Source organism: Corynebacterium halotolerans YIM 70093 = DSM 44683, assembly GCF_000341345.1.
Classification (GTDB): Bacteria; Actinomycetota; Actinomycetes; order Mycobacteriales; family Mycobacteriaceae; genus Corynebacterium; species Corynebacterium halotolerans.
This window is the reverse complement of the sequence record NC_020302.1, coordinates 186,058-208,483: the sequence shown is the minus strand read 5'-3', so window position 1 is coordinate 208,483 and position 22,426 is coordinate 186,058. Positions and strand designations below refer to the sequence as shown.

Genomic DNA, 22,426 nt, shown 5'->3' with positions numbered 1-22,426 from the left:
CCGATGACCTGGGGGGTCAGGAAGGACTCCCGGTTGTCGCCTGGTCTTTTCTGCCTTTGTGCAGTCCGATCTCGTAGGAGGTGAAGGCGATCAGAGTGACGGCCACCAGCGGAAGGACGAACCACGCCATGACGTCCGTGAACCCCTCCAGCGCGTCGTGTTCGGTGGCGGCGAGGACGACGTAGCCGGTGTACGCGAGGTACAGACCCACGAAAACGCCACCCTCCCAACGGGCCACCACGAAGCCCGTGAAGGCGACGGGCAGGAGGGCGACCGAGGCGGCCAGCATCACCGGGATGTCGAGTGCCACCGCGGCGCTGGACACCGGGATACCGCCAGAGGAGATCAGGGCCGGCAGCCCGAGCACCATTCCGATATTGAAGATGTTGCTGCCCACCACGTTGCCCACGGCCAGGTCGCGTTCACCCCGACGAACGGCGATGATGGAGGTCGCCAGTTCCGGCAGGGATGTGCCGATGGCCACGACGGTCAGACCGACCACCAGACTGCTGACCCCCAGGGTGGTGGCGATGTTCACCGCCCCCTCGACAAGCAGCGTGGCCCCACCCACCAGGAGCGCGATCCCGAGCACCACCAGCAGCAGGGACTTACCGACCGACCCGACAGGCGCTTTCTCTCCCTCGTCGGGGGCGCCTGCGTGGGTGGCACCTGCGGCAGACGAACCACCGGTGGGCTTCCCCGCGCCCACCCGTGACCGCGTTTCACGTCGGCTGCCGATGACCGTCAGCACGGTGTGCGCGACCACCACGCAGACCAGGATCAGCCCGTCGACCCCACTGATCACGCCATCAAGGGACATGAGGAGCAATCCCGCCGACATGGCGGCCATCAACGGAACATCGAACCTGAGCAGTCCACGCGTGACGAGCAGGGGGAGGACCAACGCGGAGATACCGAGAATGAACAGGATGTTGATGATGTTGCTGCCGACCACGTTTCCCACAGCCAGTCCGGGCTCATCGCGCAGGACCGAGCCCAGGGTGACCGCCAGTTCCGGCGCGGACGTGGCCGCTGAAACCACGGTGAGCCCGACCACCAGGGAGGAGATCCCCACGCGTCGGGCGAGCGCCGAGGCTCCCCGCACCAGAAACTCCCCGCCCAGGAGCAGTAACACCAGTCCGCCAATGATCCGGCCCACCTCAAGAAGCTCCATGGCCCCGCAGTGTACCGCGATCGAGGTCCCCATGAGAGGCACCGCGACCGGGGCCGATCACGGGGTGAATCTGTCGCAGCGCTCGTCCTTCAGGGCGTCCTGTGGATGTTCCCCCGGTGCAGGATCCGCTGAGCGGGCCATGCTGATTCTGCGGAATGGTCGGACGTGAACTACACGCGGACAGGGCGCTGAACCATGCTGAGCAGTCGCCGCGGGCCAATGAAGTTATCGCCGTCGACCTCGGTAGTCCACGCGTCGCGAGATCACCACCCGGTGTTTCGCCCGGACCGCGCAGTTCCGGCTCCGGCCCGTCAGCCGGCCGGGCACCCGGACGCCCACAAACCTAGAACCGCACCTCGTCCAACGTCAGCGCCTGATCCAGCGGAGCCTGCGCCCGCGAAACATCCACGTACCGCCCCGCGTGCGGGATGAACGCCGCCGATTCCTCCCCCGAGAGCTCGCGCCGCACCTTCCCCGGCACCCCGGCGACCAGTACCCCAGCGGGAACCGAAAAATCCTCGAGCACCACCGCACCCGCGGCGATCAGGGAACCGGATCCCACAACGGAGCGCGACAACAGCGCCGACTTCATCCCCACCAGCGCCCCGGAACCAACGGAGGCACCGTGCACCAGCGCCATGTGCCCCACGGTCACGTCGTCGCCCAGCACGCACGGGGCGTCCCGGTCCACGTGCAGCACCGAGTTGTCCTGGACATTCGTGCGCGCCCCCACCCGAATTCGGTTCACATCGCCACGCAGCACCGCCCCGTAGAACACCGAGGAATCGGGGCCGATCTCCACATCGCCGATCAGCACCGCGGTCGGCGCGATCCACGCGGAGGAATGAATCTTCGGCTTCTTCCCCTCGAACGACAGAATCAGTGGCCCGTTCATGCCTGCACCACCTCGAGCACCGACTGTGGCCCCTCGAAGAGCACCGCGCGCAGGCCGAACTCCTCGGCGGCCGCTACGTAATCGGGGCGGTCGTCGAAGAAGACGGTGTCCTTCGCGGAGGCCCCCATCGCGTCCACGCCCACGGCGAAGGCGCGGCGGTCGGGCTTGGCCACCCCGATGTCCCCCGACAGCGTGACGGCCTCGAGCTTCCCGAGCCACGAGAGGTTCTCCCGCGCCCGCTCCCCCAGTCCCGGCGGCATGTTGGCGAGCACCCCGCAGCGCCAGCCCTCGTCGATCAACCAGGTGACCAGCTCGACCATCTCGGTGTTCTCGTGCAGGGAGGCCTCCCAGTCGGCGACGATGGCCTCCGAGTAGTCGAAGGGGTCGAGATCGGCCCGGAGCTGGACCTGGCGCCAGAACCGTTCATCGCTGACGTCGGCGGCGTCGTAAGCGGGGCGCAGGTCCTCGTAAGTCTCCCAGATGTGGTCGTCGGTGCCGATGACCTGTTCCACGCGGCGCTTTCCGGCGACGGTCTTGGGTCTGAGCAGCACACCGTCGAGGTCGAACAGCAGACTGGTCATGGGGTCGATCTCCTCACGCGTGCGGAAGCAACGGTAATGCTCCCAGTTTAGCCAGGGGCTTGATCGCGCAATGGTGGTTTCCCGACCCGCGCACCTACACTGGCGGGCCATGATCGACTTCTCCGCCACTGCCGACCTCGTCGCCCCGCAGCTCCTGGGTTGCACACTGACCCACGCCGGGGTGACCGTCCGGTTGACGGAGGTCGAGGCCTACCTGGGTTCCGACGACCCCGCCGCCCACACCTACCGCGGCCGCACGGAGCGCAACGCGGCCATGTTCGGCCCGCCCGGGCGCATGTACGTCTACCTCTCTTACGGCATCCACAAGGCCGGCAACATCGTCTGCGCCCCGGAGGGCATGGGGCAGGGGTGCCTACTGCGCGCCGGCGAGGTGGTCGACGGGCTGGAGATCGCTTATCGACGCCGCGGTGACGTCCCGTTCGAGCGTCTCGCGCAGGGCCCGGGCAATCTGGGCCAGGCACTCGATCTGCAGCTTCCGGACAACGGCTCGCCCGTCACCGGCCCCGACTTCGTGCTCACCCCGCGGGAGAAAACCCCTGACTGGGTGACCGGGCCGCGGGTGGGAATCTCCAAGAACATGGACGCCCCGCTGCGGTTCTGGATCCCGGGGGAAAAGACCGTCTCCGCCCGGCGCGGACGGCCGAAGCAACGGAAGCCGAAGGCGTAGATCACCGGAAAGTCATTTCCCGGTCACGATCACTGAAACTACTGTAACTTCCGTCACACCTCTGTATCGTCGCAACCACACCAATCGACCGCGACAGTGCGATCCGAGGAGTGACACCATGAATATCCGGAACCTGACACCGACCACACGCCTGGGCACCCTGGCGGCGGCGGGCGCGCTCGCCCTGACGCTGACCGCCTGCGGGGATGAGGCCATGGACGGCTCCGCCCCGCCACCGGACACCACCACCCCCACCACGGACGGCGAGACCACCACGTCCCCGACCGGGGATGAGGGCGCTGCAGAAGACCACAACGATCAGGACGTGGAATTCCTGCAGGGAATGATCCCCCACCACGAGCAGGCCGTGGAGATGAGCGACATTCTCCTGGCCAAGGAGGGCGTCGACGCCGAGGTCGCCGAGCTCGCCCAGCAGATCAGGGATTCACAGCAGGCGGAGATCGAGCAGATGACCGGCTGGCTGGAGTCCTGGGGCGAACCCGTCGAGACAACGGCCGAGACCGCCACCCAGAACGGTGGCCAAGACAGCGAGAGGGGGGCCCTGACCCCCAGGGAGAGCCCGATCGACATCCCTGACCTACCCAGCGGGGAGGATCTGGAGGAGCTGCGCAACGCCTCCGGTGACGAAGCCTCGTCGATCTACCTCGAGCGCATGAACGACCACCACGAGGATGCCGTGGACATGGCCGAAGAGCAGGTCGACTCCGGCCAGCACGCGGAGGTGACCGACCTGGCCCGTTCGATCATCGAGAACCAGGAGGCCCAGATCGGGCAGATGGAACAGATCCAGGAACGCCTGGGGTCCTGACTTTCCCGGTCACGCTCCCGAGAGCCATTACAACGCCGCCCCCGTCCGACTCCGCCACCGGTCCCGAGAGACCCCCGGGCCGACGTCCAGCGTCGATGCATCGCCTCCGGCCCAGTACAGGCGGCCGGAGCCGAAGGCGTAGATCACCGAAAGGTAATTTTTCGGTCAAAATAATCGAAACTATGGTCACGACCAGCACTTATCGGTAACGTCACGAGTGCACCAAAAGATCGCGACGCTACAACCGTGTGACACCACGATCCGAGGAGTGACACCATGAAGATCCGAAATCTGACACCGGTGAAACGGGCGGGCACGCTGGCGGCAGCGGGCATGCTGGCCCTGACACTGGCGGCCTGCGGGGACGAGACCGTGGACGAATCCGTCCCGCCGCCCGGCACCACCCTTCCGGATCTCGGCGACGAGACCACCACCACCTCCCCAACCACCTCCCCGACCGAGGACGGGGCCGCCGAGGACGGCCACAACGAGCAGGACGTGGACTTCCTGCAGAGCATGATCCCCCACAACGAGCAGACCATCCAGATCACCGACGTCCTCCTGGGCAAAGAGGACATCGACCAGGAGCTCGCCGGCCTGGCCCAGCAGATCAGGGACACGCAGCAGGGGCAGGTCGACCAGATGACCGGCTGGCTGGAGAACTGGGGTGAACCCGTCCAGCCAACGACCGAAGAGGCGCCGGACGTGAACCTCGATGAGAACCTGGATGACATTCTCCCCTGGGAGGAGGACCTGGAGCAGTTGCGCGGGGCATCCGGCACCGACGCCTCCTCGATCTACATCGACATCATGACCGACCGCCACGAAGAAGCCGTGGACATGGCCGAGGAGCAGGTCGACTCCGGCCAGCACGCCGAGGTGACCGACCTGGCCCAGACGATCGTCGGCAACCGCGAGCAGCAGATCGAGCAGCTGGATCAGATCGGGCAACGTCTGGGGTCCTGACCACCCCGCATTGGGACAACTGGACTGCGCCGGCCGCAGCCAGCTGCTCCGGTCGTGGATGCGCCCGCTGGATTCCTGTTGTTTTTGACGACGCCCACTTCAAGAGGGCGCTTGAAAAGAAGCGCGATAGGCCGGGAGGCGTCAGAGAAGGTCCCTGAAATTTAACCAGGGGCCGGGCCGGATCGGGATCCGGGACGAGGACGAAAGCGCACCGTCGGGACACTCACGCCCCGACGTTCCCGGGACCCTGGCCTCGGTTCCGGTCAAAGAAATGCCGTCTCCGCGCACAAAAAGGCGCACCGGATTCGACCGGACATTCACCCACAGCATTCTCGACCGGTTCCCTTCTGAAACAGGGGCCAACAGCCACCACCCGCTGGCCGAGGCAGTGGCACACCCACACAAACGCTTATCGCGCCCTCGTGTGGGATGGCCGTGTCTCCGGGGATTCGTCCGGGCTGTTTCCCGTGAAACGCGCAGCCCACGGGAAGCGCTGGAAAGCAAGGGCATTCCATTCCATGAGAGAGCAGCTGATTCTGAGACCCGTCTGGCCACCGAAGGCCTCTTGAGGTTCCAGGGCAAACTCCAGCCGGACCGCCGAAGCCGCATGCATCCGGGGATAGTGCCCGGAACGCAGTAAGGGCTGGCCTACCCAGGCTCCGCGCCTGCAACGTCAAGCAGTGGCAGGACGTGAACCCCGAGCAGAACACGCCCGCACCCGCCCACCGGGCAACCGCAGTGTTCGCACGGCCCCGGTGCCGCTTTGGCCCGCTATCGCAGCAATAGACCGGGCAGTCTGCTCACTACTCACCATCCAGTGCGGCAGTTAAATTAATCACACCAAAGCCGTGAAGGGCATGAAATCCGGTGGTGGAGTGGTTACGTAGGAAGACAGAACAGTCCGGTTCCCGCAGCCTCCCCGCTCATGTCCGCCACGCCCACCCCGAAAGGAATGGGCGGGGCATGGACAGCTCAGTTCAGATCACAGTGAGGCGCGGGATCCTCCCACTGAACCAAAGGAGTTCACGTGTCCACGTCCACCCCCACCCGCTCACGGGTCGGCCTGCCGAAGTGGGCGACCGGCTTCGGTGCCCAGGTCATCGCCGGCCTGACCATCGGCCTGATTCTCGGATTCATCGCCCGCGCGTCCGACAGCGGCCTGCCCGACGATGAGACCGGCCTGCTGACCGGCCTGCTCATGGGCGTCGGAAATGCGTATGTCCAGCTGCTCAAGCTGATGATTCCGCCGCTGATCTTCGCCGCCGTGGTCACCTCGGTGGCCAACCTGCGCAAGGCCGCCAACGCCGCCCGCCTGGCGGTGTCCACGCTGGTGTGGTTCGCCGCCACCGCCTTCCTCTCCGTGCTGGCCGGTATCCTGGTCGCCCTGATCGTGCAGCCGGGTGTGGGCGCCTCCGTCGATCCGGGCAGCGCCGCCGAGCCCTCGAGCACGGGTTCGTGGCTGGGCTTCATTCAGTCCATCGTGCCGGCCAACATCCTGGGCCTGGGCGCCTCCACCACCTCCGACGGCGGGGTCAACCTCTCCTTCAATGTCCTGCAGCTGCTGGTCATCTCCCTGGCCATCGGCATCGCCGCGGTGAAGGCCGGCAAGGCCGCGGAGCCGTTCCTGGGCTTCACCGAGTCCTTCCTCAAGGTCATCCAGGTGGTGCTGTGGTGGATCATCCGCCTGGCACCGATCGGTACCGCCGCGCTCATCGGCAAGGCCGTGTCCACCTACGGCTGGGAGGCGCTCGGTTCACTCGGCAAGTTCGTGCTGGCCATCTACCTCGGCCTGGCGCTGGTCATGGGCGTTATCTACCCGCTGACGCTGATGATCAACAAGATCCCGGTGTTCGGCTTCTACAGGCGGGTCTGGCCGGTGACCTCGCTCGGCTTCGTCACCCGCTCCTCCATGGGCGTCATGCCGGTGACCCAGCGCGTGGCCGAGCAGTCCATGGGCGTACCGCGCGAGTACGCCTCCTTCGCCGTCCCGCTGGGTGCGACGTCGAAGATGGACGGCTGCGCCGCGGTGTACCCGGCAGTCGCCGCGATCTTCGTCGCCCAGTTCTACGGCATCGAGCTGAATCTGACGCACTACCTGCTCATCATCTTCGTCTCGGTCATCGGTTCCGCCGCCACCGCCGGCACCACGGGCGCGACCGTCATGCTCACGCTCACCCTGTCCACCCTGGGTCTGCCGCTCGCCGGCGTGGGCCTGCTGCTGGCCACCGAGCCAATCATCGACATGGGCCGCACCGCCACGAACGTCACCGGCCAGGCGCTCGTCGCCGCGGTCGTCGCCAAGCGCTCGGACATCCTCGACGAGGAGATCTGGAACGCCGCGGAGAAGGGCAACACCGCCGTCGAGAACCCGGAGGACACCCCGGAACTCGCGGAAGAGGTCTCCGAGGACACGGCGGAGAACTCCTCCGGGGGCCGTGCCGACGCGCCGAGCCGGCACCGGGTCTGACCGTCTGCCTGACGGCAGACCTGTGACCGGAACGCGCGTTCCAGTGAAATAAGGGCGGCAGGTGCCGCCCTTATTTCATGTCACCAGGCGTCCCGCCGCATCAGCAGGGAGCAGGAGGCCGTGGTCAGCTCTCGGTGGGCGAATCCCACCAGTTGGTGAGGTTGAAGTTGGTCAACAGCACCGCACCGAAGACCAGGTGGAAGGCACGCGAACGGGGATCACGCCAGGCACCGACGACCAGCGGCAACACGATGTAGAGGGGCCCGCTGTACTTCTCGATCTCGCCGTGCACACGGAACGGCACCAGCCGGCGTAACGCGTACGGCTGGTCGGTCACCGCGTTCAGACCGACCTGGGCGAGCCCCATGACCTGGAAGACGGTCCGGACCCGGCGCGGGAGTCCCAGCAACCGGGGGACCCCGGCCCAGACGCCGAGCAACGCGTAGTCCACGAGACCGTGCGCGCGGGGCGTGACCGGCCGGGGAATGAGGGTTTTCTTCTCCGGGGGCATGGGGTCAACCACCTCTCCGACGACTCCCCTGCTCGAGGGATCGACTACTCGACGTATCGGGCGTGTCACCTCCGAGCATAGCGGCGTGTACGGCGTCTGTCCGGTGCCCTGATCCCGGGCTCAACAACGCACCGTACCGACGCCGCGTGACGGTTCCGTACCGGTTCCAGGAACGGGGTGTGAAGTGACCCGGTACGTGGCTACGCTCGGGGGCACGACCTGACTCCGAGAGAAAGGATCGACCATGAGCACCACCGCCGCAATGATCAAGGCCCACCCCAACCCCACCGAAGATCTGAAGGTCAACCACCTCGCCGAGGCGATCGACGCCTGCCTGGCCTGCGTCCAGACCTGCACCTCCTGCGCCGACGCCTGTCTGGGCGAGGACTCCGTCTCTGACCTGCGCGACTGCATCCGCACCGACCTCGACTGCGCCGACATCTGCGTCACCACGGCAACCGTGCTCAGCCGCCGTACCGGCAGCAATATCGAGGTGGTCAAGGAACTGCTCACCGCCTGCCGCAAGGCCTGCATCGCCTGTGCGGAGGACTGCGAGAGCCACGCCGACCACCACGAGCACTGCAAGATCTGCGCCGAGGCCTGCCGCCGTTGCGAGAAGGCCTGCACCGACCTGCTCGGTGTCATCGGCTGAGGAACCCGCGCTCCATAACGCACGTGACCCGCGCTCCCCTGAGGGAGGGCGGGTCATTTCCTTTTTCACCTTCCACCTGCACAGATCCGCGCGAACACCACACCTTGCGACAGCGGGTGAAAACCACGGGGCACCTCATATTGGACCTTCCGTGTGATCTCGTATACAAACATTGAGTGCGCTTTGTGACATATTGTTCACACAGCGCACATCAGCATGCGTACACGGTCCTGGAAAGGCGGACAAACATGAGGACGACGATCGGGCGTAAGAGCGGACTGCTCGCCCTGCTGGCGAGTTCGACCCTGGTGATCACGGGCTGCGCCGCAGCCGATTCCCAGGAAACCGCCGCCCGGACCACGGTCACCGAGACCGTCGCGGCCGAGGCCACGGAGGATGCCGCCTACAAACATGAGCCGAGCACCCACCCCGCCACCGAGGCACTCGCCGACGATGAGATGCGCGTGACGCTGTTGGGCACCGGCAGCCCGGTCCCCAATGACGAGCGGTACGGCATGTCCACCCTGGTCCAGGCCGGAGGTCTCAACCTGGTCTTCGACGCCGGCCGCGGTGGCCCGGTGCGCATGACCCAGGCCGGGGTCCCCATGGGTGAGATCGACGGGGTCTTCATCACCCACTTCCACTCCGACCACGTCAATGGCCTGGCTGATCTGTGGCTGACCGGCTTCGTCCCCGCCTTCGGCGGCCGCGAGGGCACCTTCGACGTCTACGGCCCCACCGGTGTCGAGGATCTCGTCGCGGGCCTGCGGCTCGCCCACGCCGACGACATCGACGTCCGCGTCGCCGACGGCGAGGTCGAGCGGGACACCACCGAGATCGTGGCCCACGAGTTCCCCGAGGAGGGCGTGATCTTCGACCGGAACGGTGTCACCGTCACCATGTTCGAGGTGCTGCACGACCCCGACGACGTCATCGACCCGGCCGTCGGCTTCCGCGTCGACTACGCCGGCAAATCCGTGCTGATCAGCGGTGACACCGTCCCGCACGAGAACGTCATCACGCACGGCACCGGCGTGGATCTGCTGATCCACGAGGTCGCCGAGTTCGAGGACACCACCGCCCTGCCTCAGGTGTACTCCCACCACACCAACCCGCGGCAGGCCGGGGAGATCTTCACCACCACCGCGCCGCGGATGGCCGTCTACAGCCACATCGTCAACGGCACCTCCTCCGAGGCGCCCGGCGTCAGCGAGGAGGAGCTGATCCGGCGTACCCGGGAGAACTACGACGGCCCGTTGACCGTCGGCGAGGATCTCATGAGCTTCCTGATCACCGAAGAGGAGATCGACATCTACGAGCCGTAGGTCTCCGGGTCGACCGGCCGGCGCGCCCTCGGCAGCGTGGCGACGACCAGCCGGTAGGAGTCGGTGACGAGCTCCTCGACCAGCTTCCGGCCGATGGAGTGCCCCGGCGCCACGGTGATCCAGTTCCTCTTGTTCATGTGGTAGCCGGGGCTGATGTCCTCGTACTGCCGACGCAGCGCCTCGGCGTCATCCGGTTCGGCCTTCACGACGATGACCCGCTGTCCGCGTTCGGAGTCGCGGACGCCGTACCCGGTGCTGTGCTCGGGCACGCTGGTCAACAGGAGGAACATCTTCCCGCGTACCTTGTAGACGCCGTACCCGGGCCCGAAGGGGTGCTCGAGCACGGCGCCCGGCAGACTCTCGGCCCGCTCCTGCGCGATCTCCTGCAGGGTTTGCCCATCCGTCACAGTGACCACCCTTCCTTCGTGTCGGCGAGCCCCTCACGCGCCGAGACTACCGCGGCAGCACCACCACGATCCGGTGCGTATGCGGGACCGCGGGCCCAGGGTGTTTCCCCCGCAACCCGTCCCCCTGCACCGGACCCCCGATCGGACATAACAGCTCGAAGCCATCTTCCGCCCCATAGAATCCGGGCATGGACAGATTCACCATTCGTCGTGAAACGGAGGCGGATATTTCCGTCATCCGGGAAGTCACCGGCAAAGCCTTCACGGGTCTCTCCCTCCGGGGCTACTCGGAGCAGGCGATCGTCGAGGCCCTCCGGGACGCGGACGCCCTCACACTTTCCCTCATCGCGGTGGACGGCCCGTTCGTGGTGGGGCACGTCGCGGCCTCGCCCGTGACCATCAGCGACGGCACGCAGGGCTGGGTCAGCCTCGGCCCCGTCAGCGTGGAGCCCAAGTTCCAGGGCCGGGGCATCGGCAGCGCCCTGGTCTCCCGGGCGCTCGACCAGCTGCGGGAAAGCGGCGTGGGCGGGGTCGTCGCGCTCGGCGAACCGGAGTTCTACCGCAAATTCGGCTTCACACAAGGTGAGGAGCTGGTGCACCCCGGATTCCCCGCCGAGAACTTCTTCGCCCGCCCGATCCGCGATTCCAGGATGCCCACCGGCGAGGTCAGCTACCACCCGGCGTTCCGACAGGCGGCGAAGAACGCTTAGCGACGTCACGCCGGCCTACCGCAGCGGCGCTTCCCGCCGCTCGTGCTCGTAGCGCCGCTTCTCCCCGGACTGGTGGGTTCCGCGCGCAATCGGCTCAGGTTCGACCGTTCCCGCAGGTCCGGCGCGCATGACCACCTCGATCCGGATCGTCGACGCGCAGTGGATCAGCAGCTCGGAACCGGAATCCAGGAGGAAGCGCAGACCGCTGTCGCGCCACCAGTCCCAGGCGATGGTCTCGGCTGGCTTCTCGACGGCCACCACCCGGTCCTGGACGCGCACGATTTCCGTGATTGTGCCCTCCAGTTCCTGGGGGTCCCCACCGGGGAACTCCCAGGTGAGCGGGTGGACGGTGAGCACGGATTCGACGCTCTCGAAGCCGGCGTCCGCGGCGTCGAAGTCCACGACCTCCTCGACGAACTCGAGGCTGACCCAGCCGGACTCGAGCTGCAGCCAGGCACCGAAGGCCCCGACGCCGTCGTCCAGCTCGAGGTCGGTGCCGTAGGCCAGCAGCCTCTCCCCCACCAGGGAGCGCAGGACCTCCAGACTGCCCGGTTCCAGAAATGTCTCGGTGGTCATGTGCTCTCCTCGCCGCGCCGTTGCCTGTGATGTTTCCCCTCACTCAACCGGCGGGCAACACCCGGGTCAAGCCACCCGGGCGGGATCGCCTCAGTCCTCCCCCACGTAGGCGATGGCGTCAATCTCCACGGTGGAACCGTAGGGCAGCCTCGACACCTCCAGGAAGGTCCTCGCCGGCCGGGCTTCGCTGAAGTGGTTGTGGAACTGCTGATTCGCCTCCTCCCGGAGAGTCAGGTCGGTGACGAAGTAGGTCAGCTTCACCACGTGCCGGAGTTCCCCGCCCGCGGTGGCCAGCCGCTCGGTCATCCGTTCCAGGGCGGCGTCGAGCGCCTCCCGCCGGCTGGCGACCGGTTGGTAATCGCGGTCGACGGACAGTGCTCCTGAGACGTAGATGTGGTTTCCCACGCGCTTGGCGGGGCTGTACGGGTGATCGGCCGTGTCAGTCACGGTATATCCGTCCTTTCACACATTGGATTAACCCCACATAAGCACATCGGCGGCGTTTCGGCTGTCCGCCTGCGTGCTGGCCTACCCCCGCGCCCAGCTCAGGAGGTCTGCGCCCGCTTCTCGGCGCCCTCGTCGGACAAGTCTCCGGCGGCGGATTCGACGTTCCACCGTATTCATGGCTCCGGCCCACGATAGAGCCCGGTAAAGGTTTATCCGTTCATCAGAGCTTCAGAGGTGAACGTTTACAGCTTGATTCATTCACAGAAATCTTCTTCTGGAGCGGATCCTGCTTTAAAATCCAGGCATGAGGACATGGCCGAACATCACCCACGAAACTCTGCCCTGGATTTCGCGCGCTCCCATGTCAGCGCGGGCCCAGCGCAAACAACCGGCCGAATACGATTCGGCGCTCGTGCCCGCCATCGCCGACGTCAGGGTCCATCTGGACTCCGGAACGGTCGCACTCGTCGACAAAGCAACTATCGCGGTCACCCGCTTCGACGCCACGCACGCCGCAACCCTCCTTCCGTTCACCCCGCTGCTGCTCCGGGGTGAGTCGGTGGCCTCATCCAGAATCGAACAGCTGACCTCGTCAGCCAGAAAGGTGCTGGAGGCCGAGCTCCTGGGCACCAGTCAGGGCAACGCGGCATTGATCGTCGCGGCAACCGCCCAGATGTCCGAGGCGATCACCACCTCGGAGATTCCCGACGAAGAGACGGTCCTGCACATGCACCGGCTCCTGATGGAGGGTTCCCAGCCAACGATCGCCGGCCGGTACCGGGAGGAACCCGTCTGGATTGGCGGCAGCGACACCCATCCGGTCGGCTCGCTCTACACCGCTCCGCATCCCAGGCTGCTGCCCGAGCTGATGACGGACCTCGTGGACTGGCTGCGGAGGGACGACATCCCCGTCCTCGCCCATGCCGCGATCGCCCATGCCCAGTTCGAGACAATTCACCCTTTCGTGGACGGTAACGGGCGAACCGGCCGGGCATTGATCCACACGCTGTTGCGTGCCCGCGGCCTGACCGTCAACGGTGCCCTGCCGCTGTCGGCGGGCATCCTCGAGGAGCCGGACACCTACTTCACCGCTCTCGACGCTTACCGAAACGGCGACATCGACACGATTGTCCGACTTGTGGCGCACGCCGCGCTCCGGGCCACCGAGCTGGGGGCGTGGCTGGGCACGGAGCTGGCCGAAGTGAGAGAAAGTTGGAACGCCCGGGTCCACGCCCGCAGCGACGCCGTCGATTGGCGGATTCTGGATATCCTGGTCCGCCAACCACTGGTCGACGTCGTCGGCCTCAGTGCGGAGCTGAATATCGCCGGGAGCAATATCCGCAAGGGACTTGAACGACTGGAAGCTGACGGCGTCCTCCTCAGTGCACAGGTGGAAAAGACGAGGCGCGCCTGGCGTGCACCAGAGGTATTGGAACTGCTCGACGAGTTCGCCGAGCGGGCCGGCCGGCGGGGAAAACCGACGCCCGGGCAGCGCTAACCCGCGCCCCCACCCGGCTCCGCGTTCCACGCGTACTCGATCATCTCCTCGAGCACCTCGAGGTCAACGTCCTCGGGCTTGTTGATGTACAGGCAGGCCTTGCCCGTCGTGTACTTGCCCAGTCGCGCCAGCTGCTCCGCGGACTCCGGCAGCCCCGTCAGTCCGTACAGGGAGATCTTCTCCTTCCGCGGCGAGAACCCGACCCGGAACGTGTCGCCCTCCCGGCCCGTGTCGTACCGGTAGTGCACCTGCCCGTATCCGATCATCGACGGCCCCCACATCACCGGTTCCTCGCCGGTGACGCGTCCGAAGATCTCCAGCAGCAGGCGACCGTGCTCCACCCGGCGCGGGGTGTCGAGCTCCTCGACGTACCGGGCCGCGCTCCGTTCCGTGGGCCTGGTCTTGATGTCCTCGGCGTACTCACCGGTGTGGCCGCTGGTAAAGGTGGCGTGGCGTGGCTCGGGATCCGGCACCTCGCCGGTCAGGCCCATTCCCTGCTCGAGCAGTGCCGCGTGGAGGCGCTCCAGACCGCGCTTGCCGACTCCGTGCAACGCCGCCAGGTCGGCATAGTCGACGCCGTCCAGGGACTCCAGGTCGGGGTATCCGGCGGCCCGCAGCGCTTCACGGGCGGGTCGGCCGACACCGGGAATGGATTCGTAGGCGGTGCTCATGGGCACGAGTGTAGCGAAGCCGCGGACACGGCAACCGCCCGTTCGAACCCGGCTGCGGCAGCCAACCGACCACTGCACCAGTATCCTCGCTGCCATGGCGATCGCAGACTTCGTGCGCAAGGCGGAACACAGCATCAACCGTGCGGGCCTGCGCCGCAAGACCGAAGCGGGATGGCGGCCGGCGATCACCGGCTTCCGTGGTTACGGCTCCCCGGAACGGATCCACGTCCTCGGCCGGGTGCTCATGGCCGACCCTCACGACCCACACGACCCGGCCAACAGAGAAAACGGTGACGGCCCGTCGCCGGCCATCCCCGGGAACCTGCCGGATATCCGCCGGCAGGCCCGCCACGTCTCGGAGGAGGCCCAGCGCGGCTGGCGGCAGTTCTTCACCGTCCAGGTCGGCGACCTCCCCGTCACCGTCCGCGCCGGCGCCCGGACCGTACACACCACCACCAACGCAGGCGGCTACATCGACGTCCTCGTCGAGGATCACGGCCTGGAGCCGGGCTGGCGGGAGGTCACCATCGAAGCGGAGGGTGCCGAGCCGCAGCAGGCCGAGGTGCTCGTCACCGCGCCCGGCGCGAAGATCGGCCTGATTTCCGATATCGATGACACCGTGCTGGTCACCTGGCTGCCGCGTGCCCTGCTGGCCGCCTGGAACTCCTGGGTCCGTCACACCGACCAGCGCAAGCCGGTACCGGGCATGAACGAGTTCTACCGTGAGCTGCTCCACGACCACCCGGATGCCCCGGTGTTCTACCTGTCCACCGGCGCCTGGAACACCTATGAAACGCTGGTCGACTTCCTGCGCAAACACGACCTGCCGAAGGGGCCGCTCCTGCTGACGGACTGGGGCCCGACGCCGACCGGCCTGTTCCGTTCCGGGCAGGAGCACAAGAAGGTGCAGCTGCGGAACCTGTTCATCGAGTACCCGGACATCCAGTGGATCCTGGTCGGCGACGACGGGCAGCACGATCCGCTCATCTACGGCGAGGCCGTCTTCGAACACCCCGACCGCATCATCGGCGTGGCGCTGCGCCAGCTCTCCCCCGGCGAGCACGTGCTCTCCCACGGCACGACGACCACGCTGACCGACCCCACCCAGCCGGCCGGTCGCGGCGCGCCCACCATCCTGGGCGCCAACGGTCATGAACTGCTGGAGAACTACCGTGCCACCCCGTTCCCCCGGCCGGGGGCGCCACGGTCGCAGGAGCCGGCCGAATAGCCACGCGAGAGGTTCCGCCCCCCACCGGCGCTTCCTGCCGGTACGCCAGGCCCCGCTGATCGACGCCGCGCGGCGCCCGCCGCCGGGCGCCCCCGGGAGCGGGGCGCCACACCCCCGTCACGTCGGGCCGCCGAATCCTGGGTACGATCGCGGCATGGCGATTCCCGAACTGGACCGTGCCCGCGTCGTCCGTTGGGCCGAGAATCAGGTACCGGAACACGTGCGCGACCAGGTGCGCGTGGAGGCGGAGGTCGACGGCCACCGCATCACCATCGTGGAGTCACACCCCTCCTTCCACGATGAGAACGAGTGGACGGGCACGCCGGTCGCCCGCCTGCGCTACACGGGCACCACCGGTGACTGGACCCTGTACTGGCGGGACCGGAACCTGAAGTTCCACCTCTACCGGGACTTCCCCGCCACCCCGCACGTGCAGGAGATCCTCGACTTCCTGGACAGCAGGGCCGACCCCATCTTCTGGGGATAGTCGGCGGACACCGCGAGGCGAAGTGGCGTCAGCCTATGAGCCCGCCGTCGCCAGCTTCTGCGCCCGTTGAAAGCTGACGTCGAGGATCTCACCGATGCCGCGGTAGGTGAGACCAGTGAGACCACTGTCGGAGAAGTCATGGGCAGCGTGGCGCATCGCCTCCGACGCCTTCTCCGGAAGTTGCTTCGACTTCCTGCTGAGCTCACGCGCGTCCGCGGCCGTTCCCGGGGTCGGTTTCCAGCTCGGGAAACAGGGCCGGGGCGTCGTGAACCATGGCGGGAATCTGGTCGAGCCGCCGAGCCTGGGGGATCAATCCCGCTACCTCGTCGACGGTGACCGCCCGCCATCCTTCAGGTGCGCACGGATCGTGCAGGCCGCCTTTTCATCCCCGATTGCTTGTAGATCGCTTCAGCGACAATATTGTCGATCTCCGCGTGACGGGGAATGGTGGTGTACCGCTCCCCCAGCCACAACCGCGGGTGATCGGAACCCTCCTTGAGGACAGTCCCCGGATCGTCACTTCTCGCATGACGTTTGAGGCGTCTCAGGATTTCTCTCCGCCTGGTCGAGAAATCAGTCAACCCCAGCGATGGTTCAGGTCAACAGGTATTGAATTTTGGTGCCGCGCGAGACCCACCCCCTCGGCGGCGCTCATCAATTGGATTCGGCAAGTGGACCGCCGGTTCCCGCCCAGGCCGTTGTTCCCACCAGTTCCTATTCCACGAACCGACCCCCAGGAACCGACCGAACACTCACTCCCGCCGGTGCAGCCCCTTCCTCCGCCCGTCAGCCTCTTCCCCCCCTGCCGGCCGCGTCCTTCCGCGCCGGCTGGCGTTTCCGGTTGAAACGCCGCTGGTAGCGCATCTGCTGGTACTTCCACCGTTCGGCCATGCTCGCCTTCGATTCCACCCGGTCCTTGGGGTCGAGGGGATCCTCCCCCAGGACGGGGTCGTCGCCGATCTGGTAGGCGTCGGTCCACACCTGGATCACCGCCCACGCCACCGCGGTCAGCGGTACCGCGAGGATGGCGCCGAAGATGCCGCCGACGATTGTGCCGACCGACAGCGCCAGCAGCACGACGACCGCGTGCAGGCTCAGCGTCCGTCCCATCACGACCGGCTGGAGCAGGTCGCCCTCGATCTGGTTGACCGCGATGACGATGGCGACGACGATCAGCGCGACCACGAGCCCGTTGGTCACCAGCGCCACCAGGGCGGCCAGCACACCCGCGATGGTGGCCCCGACGATTGGCAGGAAGCCGCCGACGAACACGATGACGGCCAGGGGCAGGGCCAGCGGCACCCCGAGCAGGGCCAGCGGGATGCCGATGAACACGGCGTCGACCGCGGCGATGATGGCGGTGCCGCGCACGTAGCCGCCGAGGATCTGGATGGTGCGATCCCCGGATTCCGCGAGCCGGGCGCGGGTCTCACCACGGAACCAGCGCAGCGTGAAGTTCCACATCTTCGGCCCGTCCTTCAGGAAGAAGAACAGGATGACGATCATGAGCACCGCGCCGGTGACGAATTCCGTGGCCGCGGTGATCCCGGTCAGGGCACTGTCCACGAAGGTGCCGCTGGTGACGAGCCCGGTGGCCCGTTGGAGCGCGGCGTCGACGGCCGCGGTGTCGACGGGCAGCGGGCCGGCCATGAGGAAGCGCTGCAACTCCTGCCAGCCCTCCACGGCGGAGGCGGACAACTCGTCCCATTCGCTCCGCACGGCGAAGACGATTCCGGTGACCACCCCACTCAGCAGAGCGAGGATGCCCACGAACGCCGCCCCGGTGGCCAGGAGGCTGGACCAGCCCTTGCGCGTCAGCCACTTCACCAGCGGGTAGACCGCGGACGCGAGAATCAGTGCCACGAGCGCGGCGATCACCACCACCGAGACGCGCAGCAGGAGCCACACCACGCCGACGAACACGGCGGCGACGAGCAGGATCTGGGCGCAACGGGAGGCCGTCTGCCCCAGCGTGTCGGACCAGGGCGCGGCGACCGGAACGGTCTCCTTCCCGGCGGAGGGGGAATCCTGCTGGGGACCGTTCGGAGGGGTCATCGCGGTCTCTCCTGGAGAAGGGTGGCACCCGCCGGGATGGCACGGGTGATTGTCAGAAGCTTTCCCGGCAGCACACCCGCCGGTGGTTCCGGTGGACTCCCCACCGGGCCCTAACCCGGATCAGCAGTGTCATCCGGTCCCACCTCGCCTTCCGTGCGGATGGTCGCCGAGGGGCAGAGCCGTTCCGCCCGCCGGGCACCGGGCCATTCCGACTCCGGGGGATGTTCGTTGATCAGGCTGACGAAGCCGCCGTGTTCATCCAGATTCCGGAAGACATTCGGCGCGATGTACCCGCAGTTGCCGGAGGCGATGCAGGTGTCGTAGTTGACGGTGACCTTCACGTCCCTTTCCTTTCCGGCCCGTGACCATGGGATGCGGTTGCCCGGGCTCAGCCCCGGTACCGGCGGACCAGCGGGCAGGTGTACAGGTTCCGGTTCCGCAGCCCGACCTGGTTGAGGTAGGCGATGATGGTGCCGTAGGCCCCGCGCAGGGTTGTCTCGGTGTAGTGGATGTCGTGGCGGGCGCAGTGCTCGCGGACGAGTTGCTGGAGCGCCGGGAGATTCGGGCGGGGTGTTTTGGGGAACAGGTGGTGTTCGACCTGGTACTGGAGTCCGCCCATGAGAAAGTGCACCAGTCGGCCGCCGCGGATATTGCGGGACATGCGCACCTGGCGGCGCAGGAAGTCGATCTTCGCGTCGTGGGGGACGGTCGGCATCCCGATGTGGTTGGTGGCGAACGCCCCTCCGAGCAGGAATCCGAACACGATCACCTGGACCACGATGAATGCCAGCGCCAGCCCGAAGGGCAGGACGAGGAACAGGAACACGGGGTAGCCGATCAGCCTGATGCCGATGAAGAGGATCTCGACCCACCGGTGCCTGATCTGCTTGGCCGTGAGGACATTCCTGGCGGAGGCGATGTGCAGGGAGAATCCCTCGAAGAGCAGCAGGGGAAGGAAATAGTAGCCCTGGTACCGGGTGAGCCGCGCCCACAGGCCGGTGCGCCGGTCCGCGTTCTCGGGGGTGAGCGCCACCACCTTCGAGGTCACGTCGGGATCAGAGCGTTCCTTATTGGGGTGGGCGTGGTGGCGACCGTGCTTGTCCACCCACCAGCCGTAGCTCAGGCCCGTGAACAGCCCGCCCAGGACGCGGGCGGTCCACTCGTTCCACCCACGACTGCGGAAGATCTCCTGGTGGGCGGCCTCATGGCTGAGGAATCCGAGCTGGGACATCACCACCCCCAGGAGCGCCGCGAGAATCAGCTGCCACCAACTGTCCCCGAGCAGGGCCACCGCGGTCAGGATGGCCACCGTGGACAGGGTCCAGAACAGAATCCTGGTCCAGTAGAAGCCGTACCGGCGCCGCATCAGACCGGCGTCATGGACTCTGGCGGACAGTTCGAGGAAGGATTCGACGTAGGGGTTGGCGCGCACCGGAACTCCTAACCCTGTGAACTGGGACACATTATATCGTCCAATTCAACCACGGAGTGCTGTGCCCGACAACCGGCCTCCTCCCGTTTCAGACTGTGGTGTCCCCGCCCCGGAGGTGGCGGGGGTGGGTCCGGTCCTCACGAGGTGGCAGCCGAAGGTTCCTGCGGTCCAGGCCGGCACCGCGGAGAAATCCGGGCCGCCCGTTGGGGGTCCCGGCGGTTCAGCGGGTCTCAGCTCCGCTCCTGAGGCACGCTCGTCGGTTGCGGTTGCCCGGGAGGTTGAATATGTGGAACCTCCCGGGAACGGGCACGTCTGGGCTGCAGCGCCGCCAGATTCGCCAGCACCAGCGCCGCCAGCACCGCGGCGCCCCCTGCCCACTGCAACGGGGAGAGCACCTCACCGTTGAGGAACACCCCGATCAGCGTCGCGGTGACAGGGCTGAGGATGCCCAGCATGGCGACGCTCACGGCGTCGAGAAGCGAGATCCCGCGGAACCAGAGCCCGTAGGCCACCGCCCCGTTGAGGGTGAACATGTAGACGAAACCCAGCAGGTTCGTGGTGCTCAGCTGTCCGGGCAGCCCCTCGATGAACAGGAGGAACGGCAGCAGGAACAGCCCGCCGAACATCAGCTGCCAACCGGTGACCGCGAGCCCCGGTACCCCCTCGGGGCGGCCGAAACGCTTGGTCAGCACCACACCCAGCGCCATGCACAGCGCGCCGGCCAACCCCACGGCGATACCCTGCACATTCAGCTGCACGCCGGGGCCGATGACCAGGGCCGCGACACCGGCGATCGCGACCGCCGCCGCGATGAGCTGGAGCCCACGGACCTGCGTCCCCAGCAGCGCCGGCGACAACGCGATCACCCACAGCGGAGCCGTGTTGGTGATCACCGCCGCCACCCCGCCGGGCAGCAGGAACGCCGCCCAGAACAGGAAGGCGAAGAACGCGCCGATATTCAGCACTCCCAGCACTATCGACTTCCACCACCACTGCCCGGTCGGCAGTACCCGGAACCAGGCGAGCAGGATCAGCCCGGCCGGGAAGGCGCGGAGGAAACCGGCGAGCAACGGGCGGTCGGCGGGGAGGAACTCGGTGGTCACGTAGTAGGTGGTGCCCCAGATCAACGGAGTGATCGCCGTGATGAGCAGGTTCATGACACCTCACCGTAGCCGCCACCGGGAGGCCGGGCCGGGGTTTTCGTCAAGGCCGCCCGACAACCCGGCGACCTGGCTTACCCTGGGGCGCAGATCTCCGTGCGAGACCCGCGGCCGGACCGTCGCGGCCCCACACCACCACAGCGATCAGTCAGGAGTTCCCCCATGACCACCACCGCCACCTCCGAGACCACCGCCAGCTTCGCCGACCAGCCGGTCGACCGCCAGTTCATCGCCGGACAGTGGCGGGAGGGCCGTTCCGAGCGCGTCCTGACCGACACGAATCCGTTTGACGACACCACGGTCGCCACGATCCGGCAGGCCTCGAAGGAGGACCTGGACGAGGCGTACCGGACGGCCGAGCAGGCCCAGCGAGAATGGGCCGCCACTGCCCCGAACAAGCGCGCGGGCGTGCTGCGCCGGGCCGCGGAAATCCTGCAGGAACGCCGCGGCGAGATCGTCGACTGGCTGGTCAGGGAGGGCGGTTCCACCGTCCTGAAGGCCAATATCGAGGTCTCCCTCGCGCTCGGCATCACCCGCGAGGCAGCCTCCTTCCCCTCCCGGGTCCACGGCCGACTCTTCGACTCCAACACCCCCAACCGCGAGATGCGCGTCTACAAGAAGCCGGTCGGAGTGGTCGGGGTGATCAGCCCGTGGAACTTCCCGCTGCACCTGTCCCAGCGCTCCGTCGCCCCCGCCCTGGCGCTGGGCAACGCCGTGGTGATCAAGCCCGCCAGCGACACCCCGGTCACCGGTGGCCTGCTGCTCGCCCGGATCTTCGAGGAGGCCGGCCTGCCCGCCGGAGTGCTGTCCGTCGTCGTCGGCGCCGGTTCGGAGATCGGCGATGACTTCGTCGCCCACCCGGTCCCGCGGCTGATCTCCTTCACCGGCTCCACCCCGGTGGGCAAGCACGTCGGTTCCCTCGCCACCGGCGGCGATCACCTGAAGAAGGTGGCCCTCGAGCTCGGCGGCAATGCCCCGCTGGTGGTGCTTGACGACGCCGACCTCGACGCCGCCGTGGAGCAGGCCGTCACCGGCACCTTCCTCCACTCCGGCCAGATCTGCATGGCGGTCAACCGCATCATCGTCCAGGCCCCCGTCTACGACGAGTTCGTCGACCGCTTCGCGGAGGCGGCGAAGAACGTCTCCTACGGCGACCCCGCGCAGGAGGGCACCCTGGTCGGCCCGGTGGTCAATGACTCCCAGCTCGACGGACTGAAGGACAAGATCAACTGGGCCCGGGAGGCCGGGGCGCGCGTCGTCCTCGACGGCGAGATCGAGGGCCGCGTGGTCCCGCCCCACGTCTTCGCCGACGTCACCCCCGACATGGAGATCGCCCGGGAGGAGATCTTCGGCCCCCTGGTCGCCGTCCTGCGCGCCGAGGACGAGGAGCATGCCCTCGCACTGGCCAACGACCACGAGTTCGGCCTCAGCAGCTCGGTGTTCACCCAGGATCTCGGCCGCGGGCTGCAGTTCGCGCAGCAGGTCCAGGCCGGCATGACCTTCATCAATGAGATGACCGTCCAGGACGAGGCCCACGTCGCCTTCGGCGGTGAGCGCAACTCCGGTCTCGGCCGCTTCAACGGCGAATGGGCCATCGAGGAGTTCACCACCGACCACACCATCGGAGTCACGCAGCTCTAGGCCCGTGACCCCGGGGTGGAGGTGCC

Annotated in this window: 24 protein-coding genes; 11 read left to right on the top strand and 13 right to left on the bottom strand. The window is 67.2% G+C overall.

Annotated features, from left to right (window positions below; genetic code table 11):
- Window positions 1-16 precede the first annotated feature (16 nt).
- From A605_RS00945 to A605_RS00935, 3 genes are all read right to left on the bottom strand, one after another.
- A complete protein-coding gene (locus tag A605_RS00945; protein ID WP_027004183.1) occupies window positions 17-1,174 on the bottom strand; it encodes a calcium/sodium antiporter in 1,158 nt (385 codons plus the stop codon).
- 343 nt (window positions 1,175-1,517) lie between these two features.
- The gene (locus A605_RS00940) at window positions 1,518-2,069 is read right to left on the bottom strand and encodes a gamma carbonic anhydrase family protein (protein ID WP_015399629.1); all 552 of its coding nucleotides are present in this window, start codon (window positions 2,067-2,069) and stop codon (window positions 1,518-1,520) included.
- On the bottom strand, window positions 2,066-2,650 hold the full coding sequence (locus tag A605_RS00935) for an HAD-IA family hydrolase (RefSeq protein ID WP_015399628.1): 585 nt from the start codon (window positions 2,648-2,650) through the stop codon (window positions 2,066-2,068). The genes A605_RS00940 and A605_RS00935 overlap by 4 nt, the downstream gene beginning before the upstream one ends.
- Window positions 2,651-2,759: 109 nt before the next feature.
- On the opposite strand from A605_RS00935, the gene A605_RS00930 reads away from it, so the two are divergent.
- From A605_RS00930 to A605_RS00915, 4 genes are all read left to right on the top strand, one after another.
- Window positions 2,760-3,338, top strand: a complete 579-nt coding sequence (locus A605_RS00930) for a DNA-3-methyladenine glycosylase (RefSeq protein WP_015399627.1) — start codon at window positions 2,760-2,762, stop codon at window positions 3,336-3,338.
- A gap of 118 nt (window positions 3,339-3,456) precedes the next feature.
- Entirely contained in the window at window positions 3,457-4,167 is a 711-nt protein-coding gene (locus A605_RS00925; protein ID WP_015399626.1) for a DUF305 domain-containing protein, read from the top strand.
- A 276-nt stretch (window positions 4,168-4,443) separates the two neighbouring features.
- Window positions 4,444-5,133 (top strand): DUF305 domain-containing protein, encoded by a 690-nt coding sequence (locus A605_RS00920; RefSeq protein ID WP_015399625.1) that lies wholly within the window; start codon window positions 4,444-4,446, stop codon window positions 5,131-5,133.
- 1,027 nt (window positions 5,134-6,160) lie between these two features.
- Complete coding sequence (locus A605_RS00915; RefSeq protein WP_015399624.1) at window positions 6,161-7,600, top strand: dicarboxylate/amino acid:cation symporter; 1,440 nt, start codon at window positions 6,161-6,163, stop codon at window positions 7,598-7,600.
- 124 nt (window positions 7,601-7,724) lie between these two features.
- Here the strand turns inward: A605_RS00915 and A605_RS00910 are convergent, their stop codons facing one another.
- Window positions 7,725-8,111, bottom strand: coding sequence for a hypothetical protein (locus A605_RS00910; protein ID WP_015399623.1), 387 nt, complete (start codon window positions 8,109-8,111; stop codon window positions 7,725-7,727).
- Between the two features lie 244 nt (window positions 8,112-8,355).
- On the opposite strand from A605_RS00910, the gene A605_RS00905 reads away from it, so the two are divergent.
- Together A605_RS00905 and A605_RS00900 are read left to right on the top strand one after the other, a co-directional pair.
- On the top strand, window positions 8,356-8,763 hold the full coding sequence (locus tag A605_RS00905; protein WP_015399622.1) for a four-helix bundle copper-binding protein: 408 nt from the start codon (window positions 8,356-8,358) through the stop codon (window positions 8,761-8,763).
- Between the two features lie 248 nt (window positions 8,764-9,011).
- Window positions 9,012-10,088 carry an MBL fold metallo-hydrolase gene (locus A605_RS00900; protein WP_015399621.1) on the top strand — a complete coding sequence of 359 codons (1,077 nt, stop codon included), beginning with the start codon at window positions 9,012-9,014 and terminating at the stop codon, window positions 10,086-10,088.
- Here A605_RS00900 and A605_RS00895 read toward each other — a convergent pair.
- Complete coding sequence (locus tag A605_RS00895) at window positions 10,076-10,495, bottom strand: MmcQ/YjbR family DNA-binding protein (protein WP_154653278.1); 420 nt, start codon at window positions 10,493-10,495, stop codon at window positions 10,076-10,078. The genes A605_RS00900 and A605_RS00895 overlap by 13 nt on opposite strands.
- 188 nt (window positions 10,496-10,683) lie before the next feature.
- Here A605_RS00895 and A605_RS00890 point away from each other — a divergent pair, with 188 nt between their 5' ends.
- The gene (locus A605_RS00890; protein WP_015399619.1) at window positions 10,684-11,205 is read left to right on the top strand and encodes a GNAT family N-acetyltransferase; all 522 of its coding nucleotides are present in this window, start codon (window positions 10,684-10,686) and stop codon (window positions 11,203-11,205) included.
- A gap of 15 nt (window positions 11,206-11,220) precedes the next feature.
- Here A605_RS00890 and A605_RS00885 read toward each other — a convergent pair whose 3' ends face one another.
- Both A605_RS00885 and A605_RS00880 read right to left on the bottom strand, forming a co-directional pair.
- Window positions 11,221-11,781 (bottom strand): hypothetical protein, encoded by a 561-nt coding sequence (locus A605_RS00885; RefSeq protein ID WP_015399618.1) that lies wholly within the window; start codon window positions 11,779-11,781, stop codon window positions 11,221-11,223.
- Window positions 11,782-11,871: 90 nt separating this feature from the next.
- Window positions 11,872-12,228 carry a RidA family protein gene (locus A605_RS00880; protein WP_015399617.1) on the bottom strand — a complete coding sequence of 119 codons (357 nt, stop codon included), beginning with the start codon at window positions 12,226-12,228 and terminating at the stop codon, window positions 11,872-11,874.
- A gap of 304 nt (window positions 12,229-12,532) precedes the next feature.
- On the opposite strand from A605_RS00880, the gene A605_RS00875 reads away from it, so the two are divergent.
- The gene (locus A605_RS00875; protein ID WP_034990397.1) at window positions 12,533-13,726 is read left to right on the top strand and encodes a Fic family protein; all 1,194 of its coding nucleotides are present in this window, start codon (window positions 12,533-12,535) and stop codon (window positions 13,724-13,726) included.
- Here A605_RS00875 and A605_RS00870 read toward each other — a convergent pair.
- Window positions 13,723-14,397 (bottom strand): DUF1801 domain-containing protein, encoded by a 675-nt coding sequence (locus A605_RS00870; RefSeq protein ID WP_015399615.1) that lies wholly within the window; start codon window positions 14,395-14,397, stop codon window positions 13,723-13,725. The genes A605_RS00875 and A605_RS00870 overlap by 4 nt on opposite strands.
- A 94-nt stretch (window positions 14,398-14,491) precedes the next feature.
- On the opposite strand from A605_RS00870, the gene A605_RS00865 reads away from it, so the two are divergent.
- Window positions 14,492-15,625 (top strand): App1 family protein, encoded by a 1,134-nt coding sequence (locus A605_RS00865; protein WP_015399614.1) that lies wholly within the window; start codon window positions 14,492-14,494, stop codon window positions 15,623-15,625.
- Window positions 15,626-15,779: 154 nt separating this feature from the next.
- Complete coding sequence (locus A605_RS00860; protein ID WP_015399613.1) at window positions 15,780-16,112, top strand: DUF3024 domain-containing protein; 333 nt, start codon at window positions 15,780-15,782, stop codon at window positions 16,110-16,112.
- Window positions 16,113-16,145: 33 nt separating this feature from the next.
- On the opposite strand, the gene A605_RS15915 is transcribed toward A605_RS00860, so the two are convergent.
- From A605_RS15915 to A605_RS00835, 5 genes are all read right to left on the bottom strand, one after another.
- Window positions 16,146-16,268 carry a hypothetical protein gene (locus A605_RS15915; RefSeq protein WP_280109778.1) on the bottom strand — a complete coding sequence of 41 codons (123 nt, stop codon included), beginning with the start codon at window positions 16,266-16,268 and terminating at the stop codon, window positions 16,146-16,148.
- A 630-nt stretch (window positions 16,269-16,898) separates the two neighbouring features.
- Window positions 16,899-18,167, bottom strand: a complete 1,269-nt coding sequence (locus tag A605_RS00850) for an AI-2E family transporter (RefSeq protein ID WP_015399612.1) — start codon at window positions 18,165-18,167, stop codon at window positions 16,899-16,901.
- Between the two features lie 110 nt (window positions 18,168-18,277).
- Complete coding sequence (locus A605_RS00845; protein WP_015399611.1) at window positions 18,278-18,508, bottom strand: ferredoxin; 231 nt, start codon at window positions 18,506-18,508, stop codon at window positions 18,278-18,280.
- Window positions 18,509-18,555: 47 nt separating this feature from the next.
- Complete coding sequence (locus A605_RS00840) at window positions 18,556-19,599, bottom strand: fatty acid desaturase family protein (RefSeq protein WP_015399610.1); 1,044 nt, start codon at window positions 19,597-19,599, stop codon at window positions 18,556-18,558.
- Window positions 19,600-19,829: 230 nt separating this feature from the next.
- Window positions 19,830-20,756: an EamA family transporter gene (locus tag A605_RS00835; protein ID WP_015399609.1), complete on the bottom strand. Its 927-nt coding sequence runs from the start codon at window positions 20,754-20,756 to the stop codon at window positions 19,830-19,832.
- A 165-nt stretch (window positions 20,757-20,921) separates the two neighbouring features.
- Between A605_RS00835 and A605_RS00830 the strand changes: the two genes are divergently transcribed.
- Complete coding sequence (locus A605_RS00830) at window positions 20,922-22,400, top strand: aldehyde dehydrogenase family protein (RefSeq protein ID WP_015399608.1); 1,479 nt, start codon at window positions 20,922-20,924, stop codon at window positions 22,398-22,400.
- The last annotated feature ends 26 nt before the right edge of the window (window positions 22,401-22,426 follow it).

What these genes read in the sequence shown, in the direction of transcription:
- A605_RS00900 (WP_015399621.1), top strand. Translation starts at nt 9,012, where the DNA reads ATGAGGACGACGATCGGGCGTAAGAGCGGACTGCTCGCCCTGCTGGCG.
- A605_RS00940 (WP_015399629.1), bottom strand. Translation starts at nt 2,069, where the DNA reads ATGAACGGGCCACTGATTCTGTCGTTCGAGGGGAAGAAGCCGAAGATT.
- A605_RS00905 (WP_015399622.1), top strand. Translation starts at nt 8,356, where the DNA reads ATGAGCACCACCGCCGCAATGATCAAGGCCCACCCCAACCCCACCGAA.
- A605_RS00860 (WP_015399613.1), top strand. Translation starts at nt 15,780, where the DNA reads ATGGCGATTCCCGAACTGGACCGTGCCCGCGTCGTCCGTTGGGCCGAG.
- A605_RS00930 (WP_015399627.1), top strand. Translation starts at nt 2,760, where the DNA reads ATGATCGACTTCTCCGCCACTGCCGACCTCGTCGCCCCGCAGCTCCTG.
- A605_RS00865 (WP_015399614.1), top strand. Translation starts at nt 14,492, where the DNA reads ATGGCGATCGCAGACTTCGTGCGCAAGGCGGAACACAGCATCAACCGT.
- A605_RS00885 (WP_015399618.1), bottom strand. Translation starts at nt 11,781, where the DNA reads ATGACCACCGAGACATTTCTGGAACCGGGCAGTCTGGAGGTCCTGCGC.
- A605_RS00945 (WP_027004183.1), bottom strand. Translation starts at nt 1,174, where the DNA reads ATGGAGCTTCTTGAGGTGGGCCGGATCATTGGCGGACTGGTGTTACTG.
- A605_RS00920 (WP_015399625.1), top strand. Translation starts at nt 4,444, where the DNA reads ATGAAGATCCGAAATCTGACACCGGTGAAACGGGCGGGCACGCTGGCG.
- A605_RS00870 (WP_015399615.1), bottom strand. Translation starts at nt 14,397, where the DNA reads ATGAGCACCGCCTACGAATCCATTCCCGGTGTCGGCCGACCCGCCCGT.
- A605_RS00830 (WP_015399608.1), top strand. Translation starts at nt 20,922, where the DNA reads ATGACCACCACCGCCACCTCCGAGACCACCGCCAGCTTCGCCGACCAG.
- A605_RS00835 (WP_015399609.1), bottom strand. Translation starts at nt 20,756, where the DNA reads ATGAACCTGCTCATCACGGCGATCACTCCGTTGATCTGGGGCACCACC.
- A605_RS00850 (WP_015399612.1), bottom strand. Translation starts at nt 18,167, where the DNA reads ATGACCCCTCCGAACGGTCCCCAGCAGGATTCCCCCTCCGCCGGGAAG.
- A605_RS00890 (WP_015399619.1), top strand. Translation starts at nt 10,684, where the DNA reads ATGGACAGATTCACCATTCGTCGTGAAACGGAGGCGGATATTTCCGTC.
- A605_RS00910 (WP_015399623.1), bottom strand. Translation starts at nt 8,111, where the DNA reads ATGCCCCCGGAGAAGAAAACCCTCATTCCCCGGCCGGTCACGCCCCGC.
- A605_RS00935 (WP_015399628.1), bottom strand. Translation starts at nt 2,650, where the DNA reads ATGACCAGTCTGCTGTTCGACCTCGACGGTGTGCTGCTCAGACCCAAG.
- A605_RS00925 (WP_015399626.1), top strand. Translation starts at nt 3,457, where the DNA reads ATGAATATCCGGAACCTGACACCGACCACACGCCTGGGCACCCTGGCG.
- A605_RS00875 (WP_034990397.1), top strand. Translation starts at nt 12,533, where the DNA reads ATGAGGACATGGCCGAACATCACCCACGAAACTCTGCCCTGGATTTCG.
- A605_RS15915 (WP_280109778.1), bottom strand. Translation starts at nt 16,268, where the DNA reads ATGCGCCACGCTGCCCATGACTTCTCCGACAGTGGTCTCACTGGTCTC.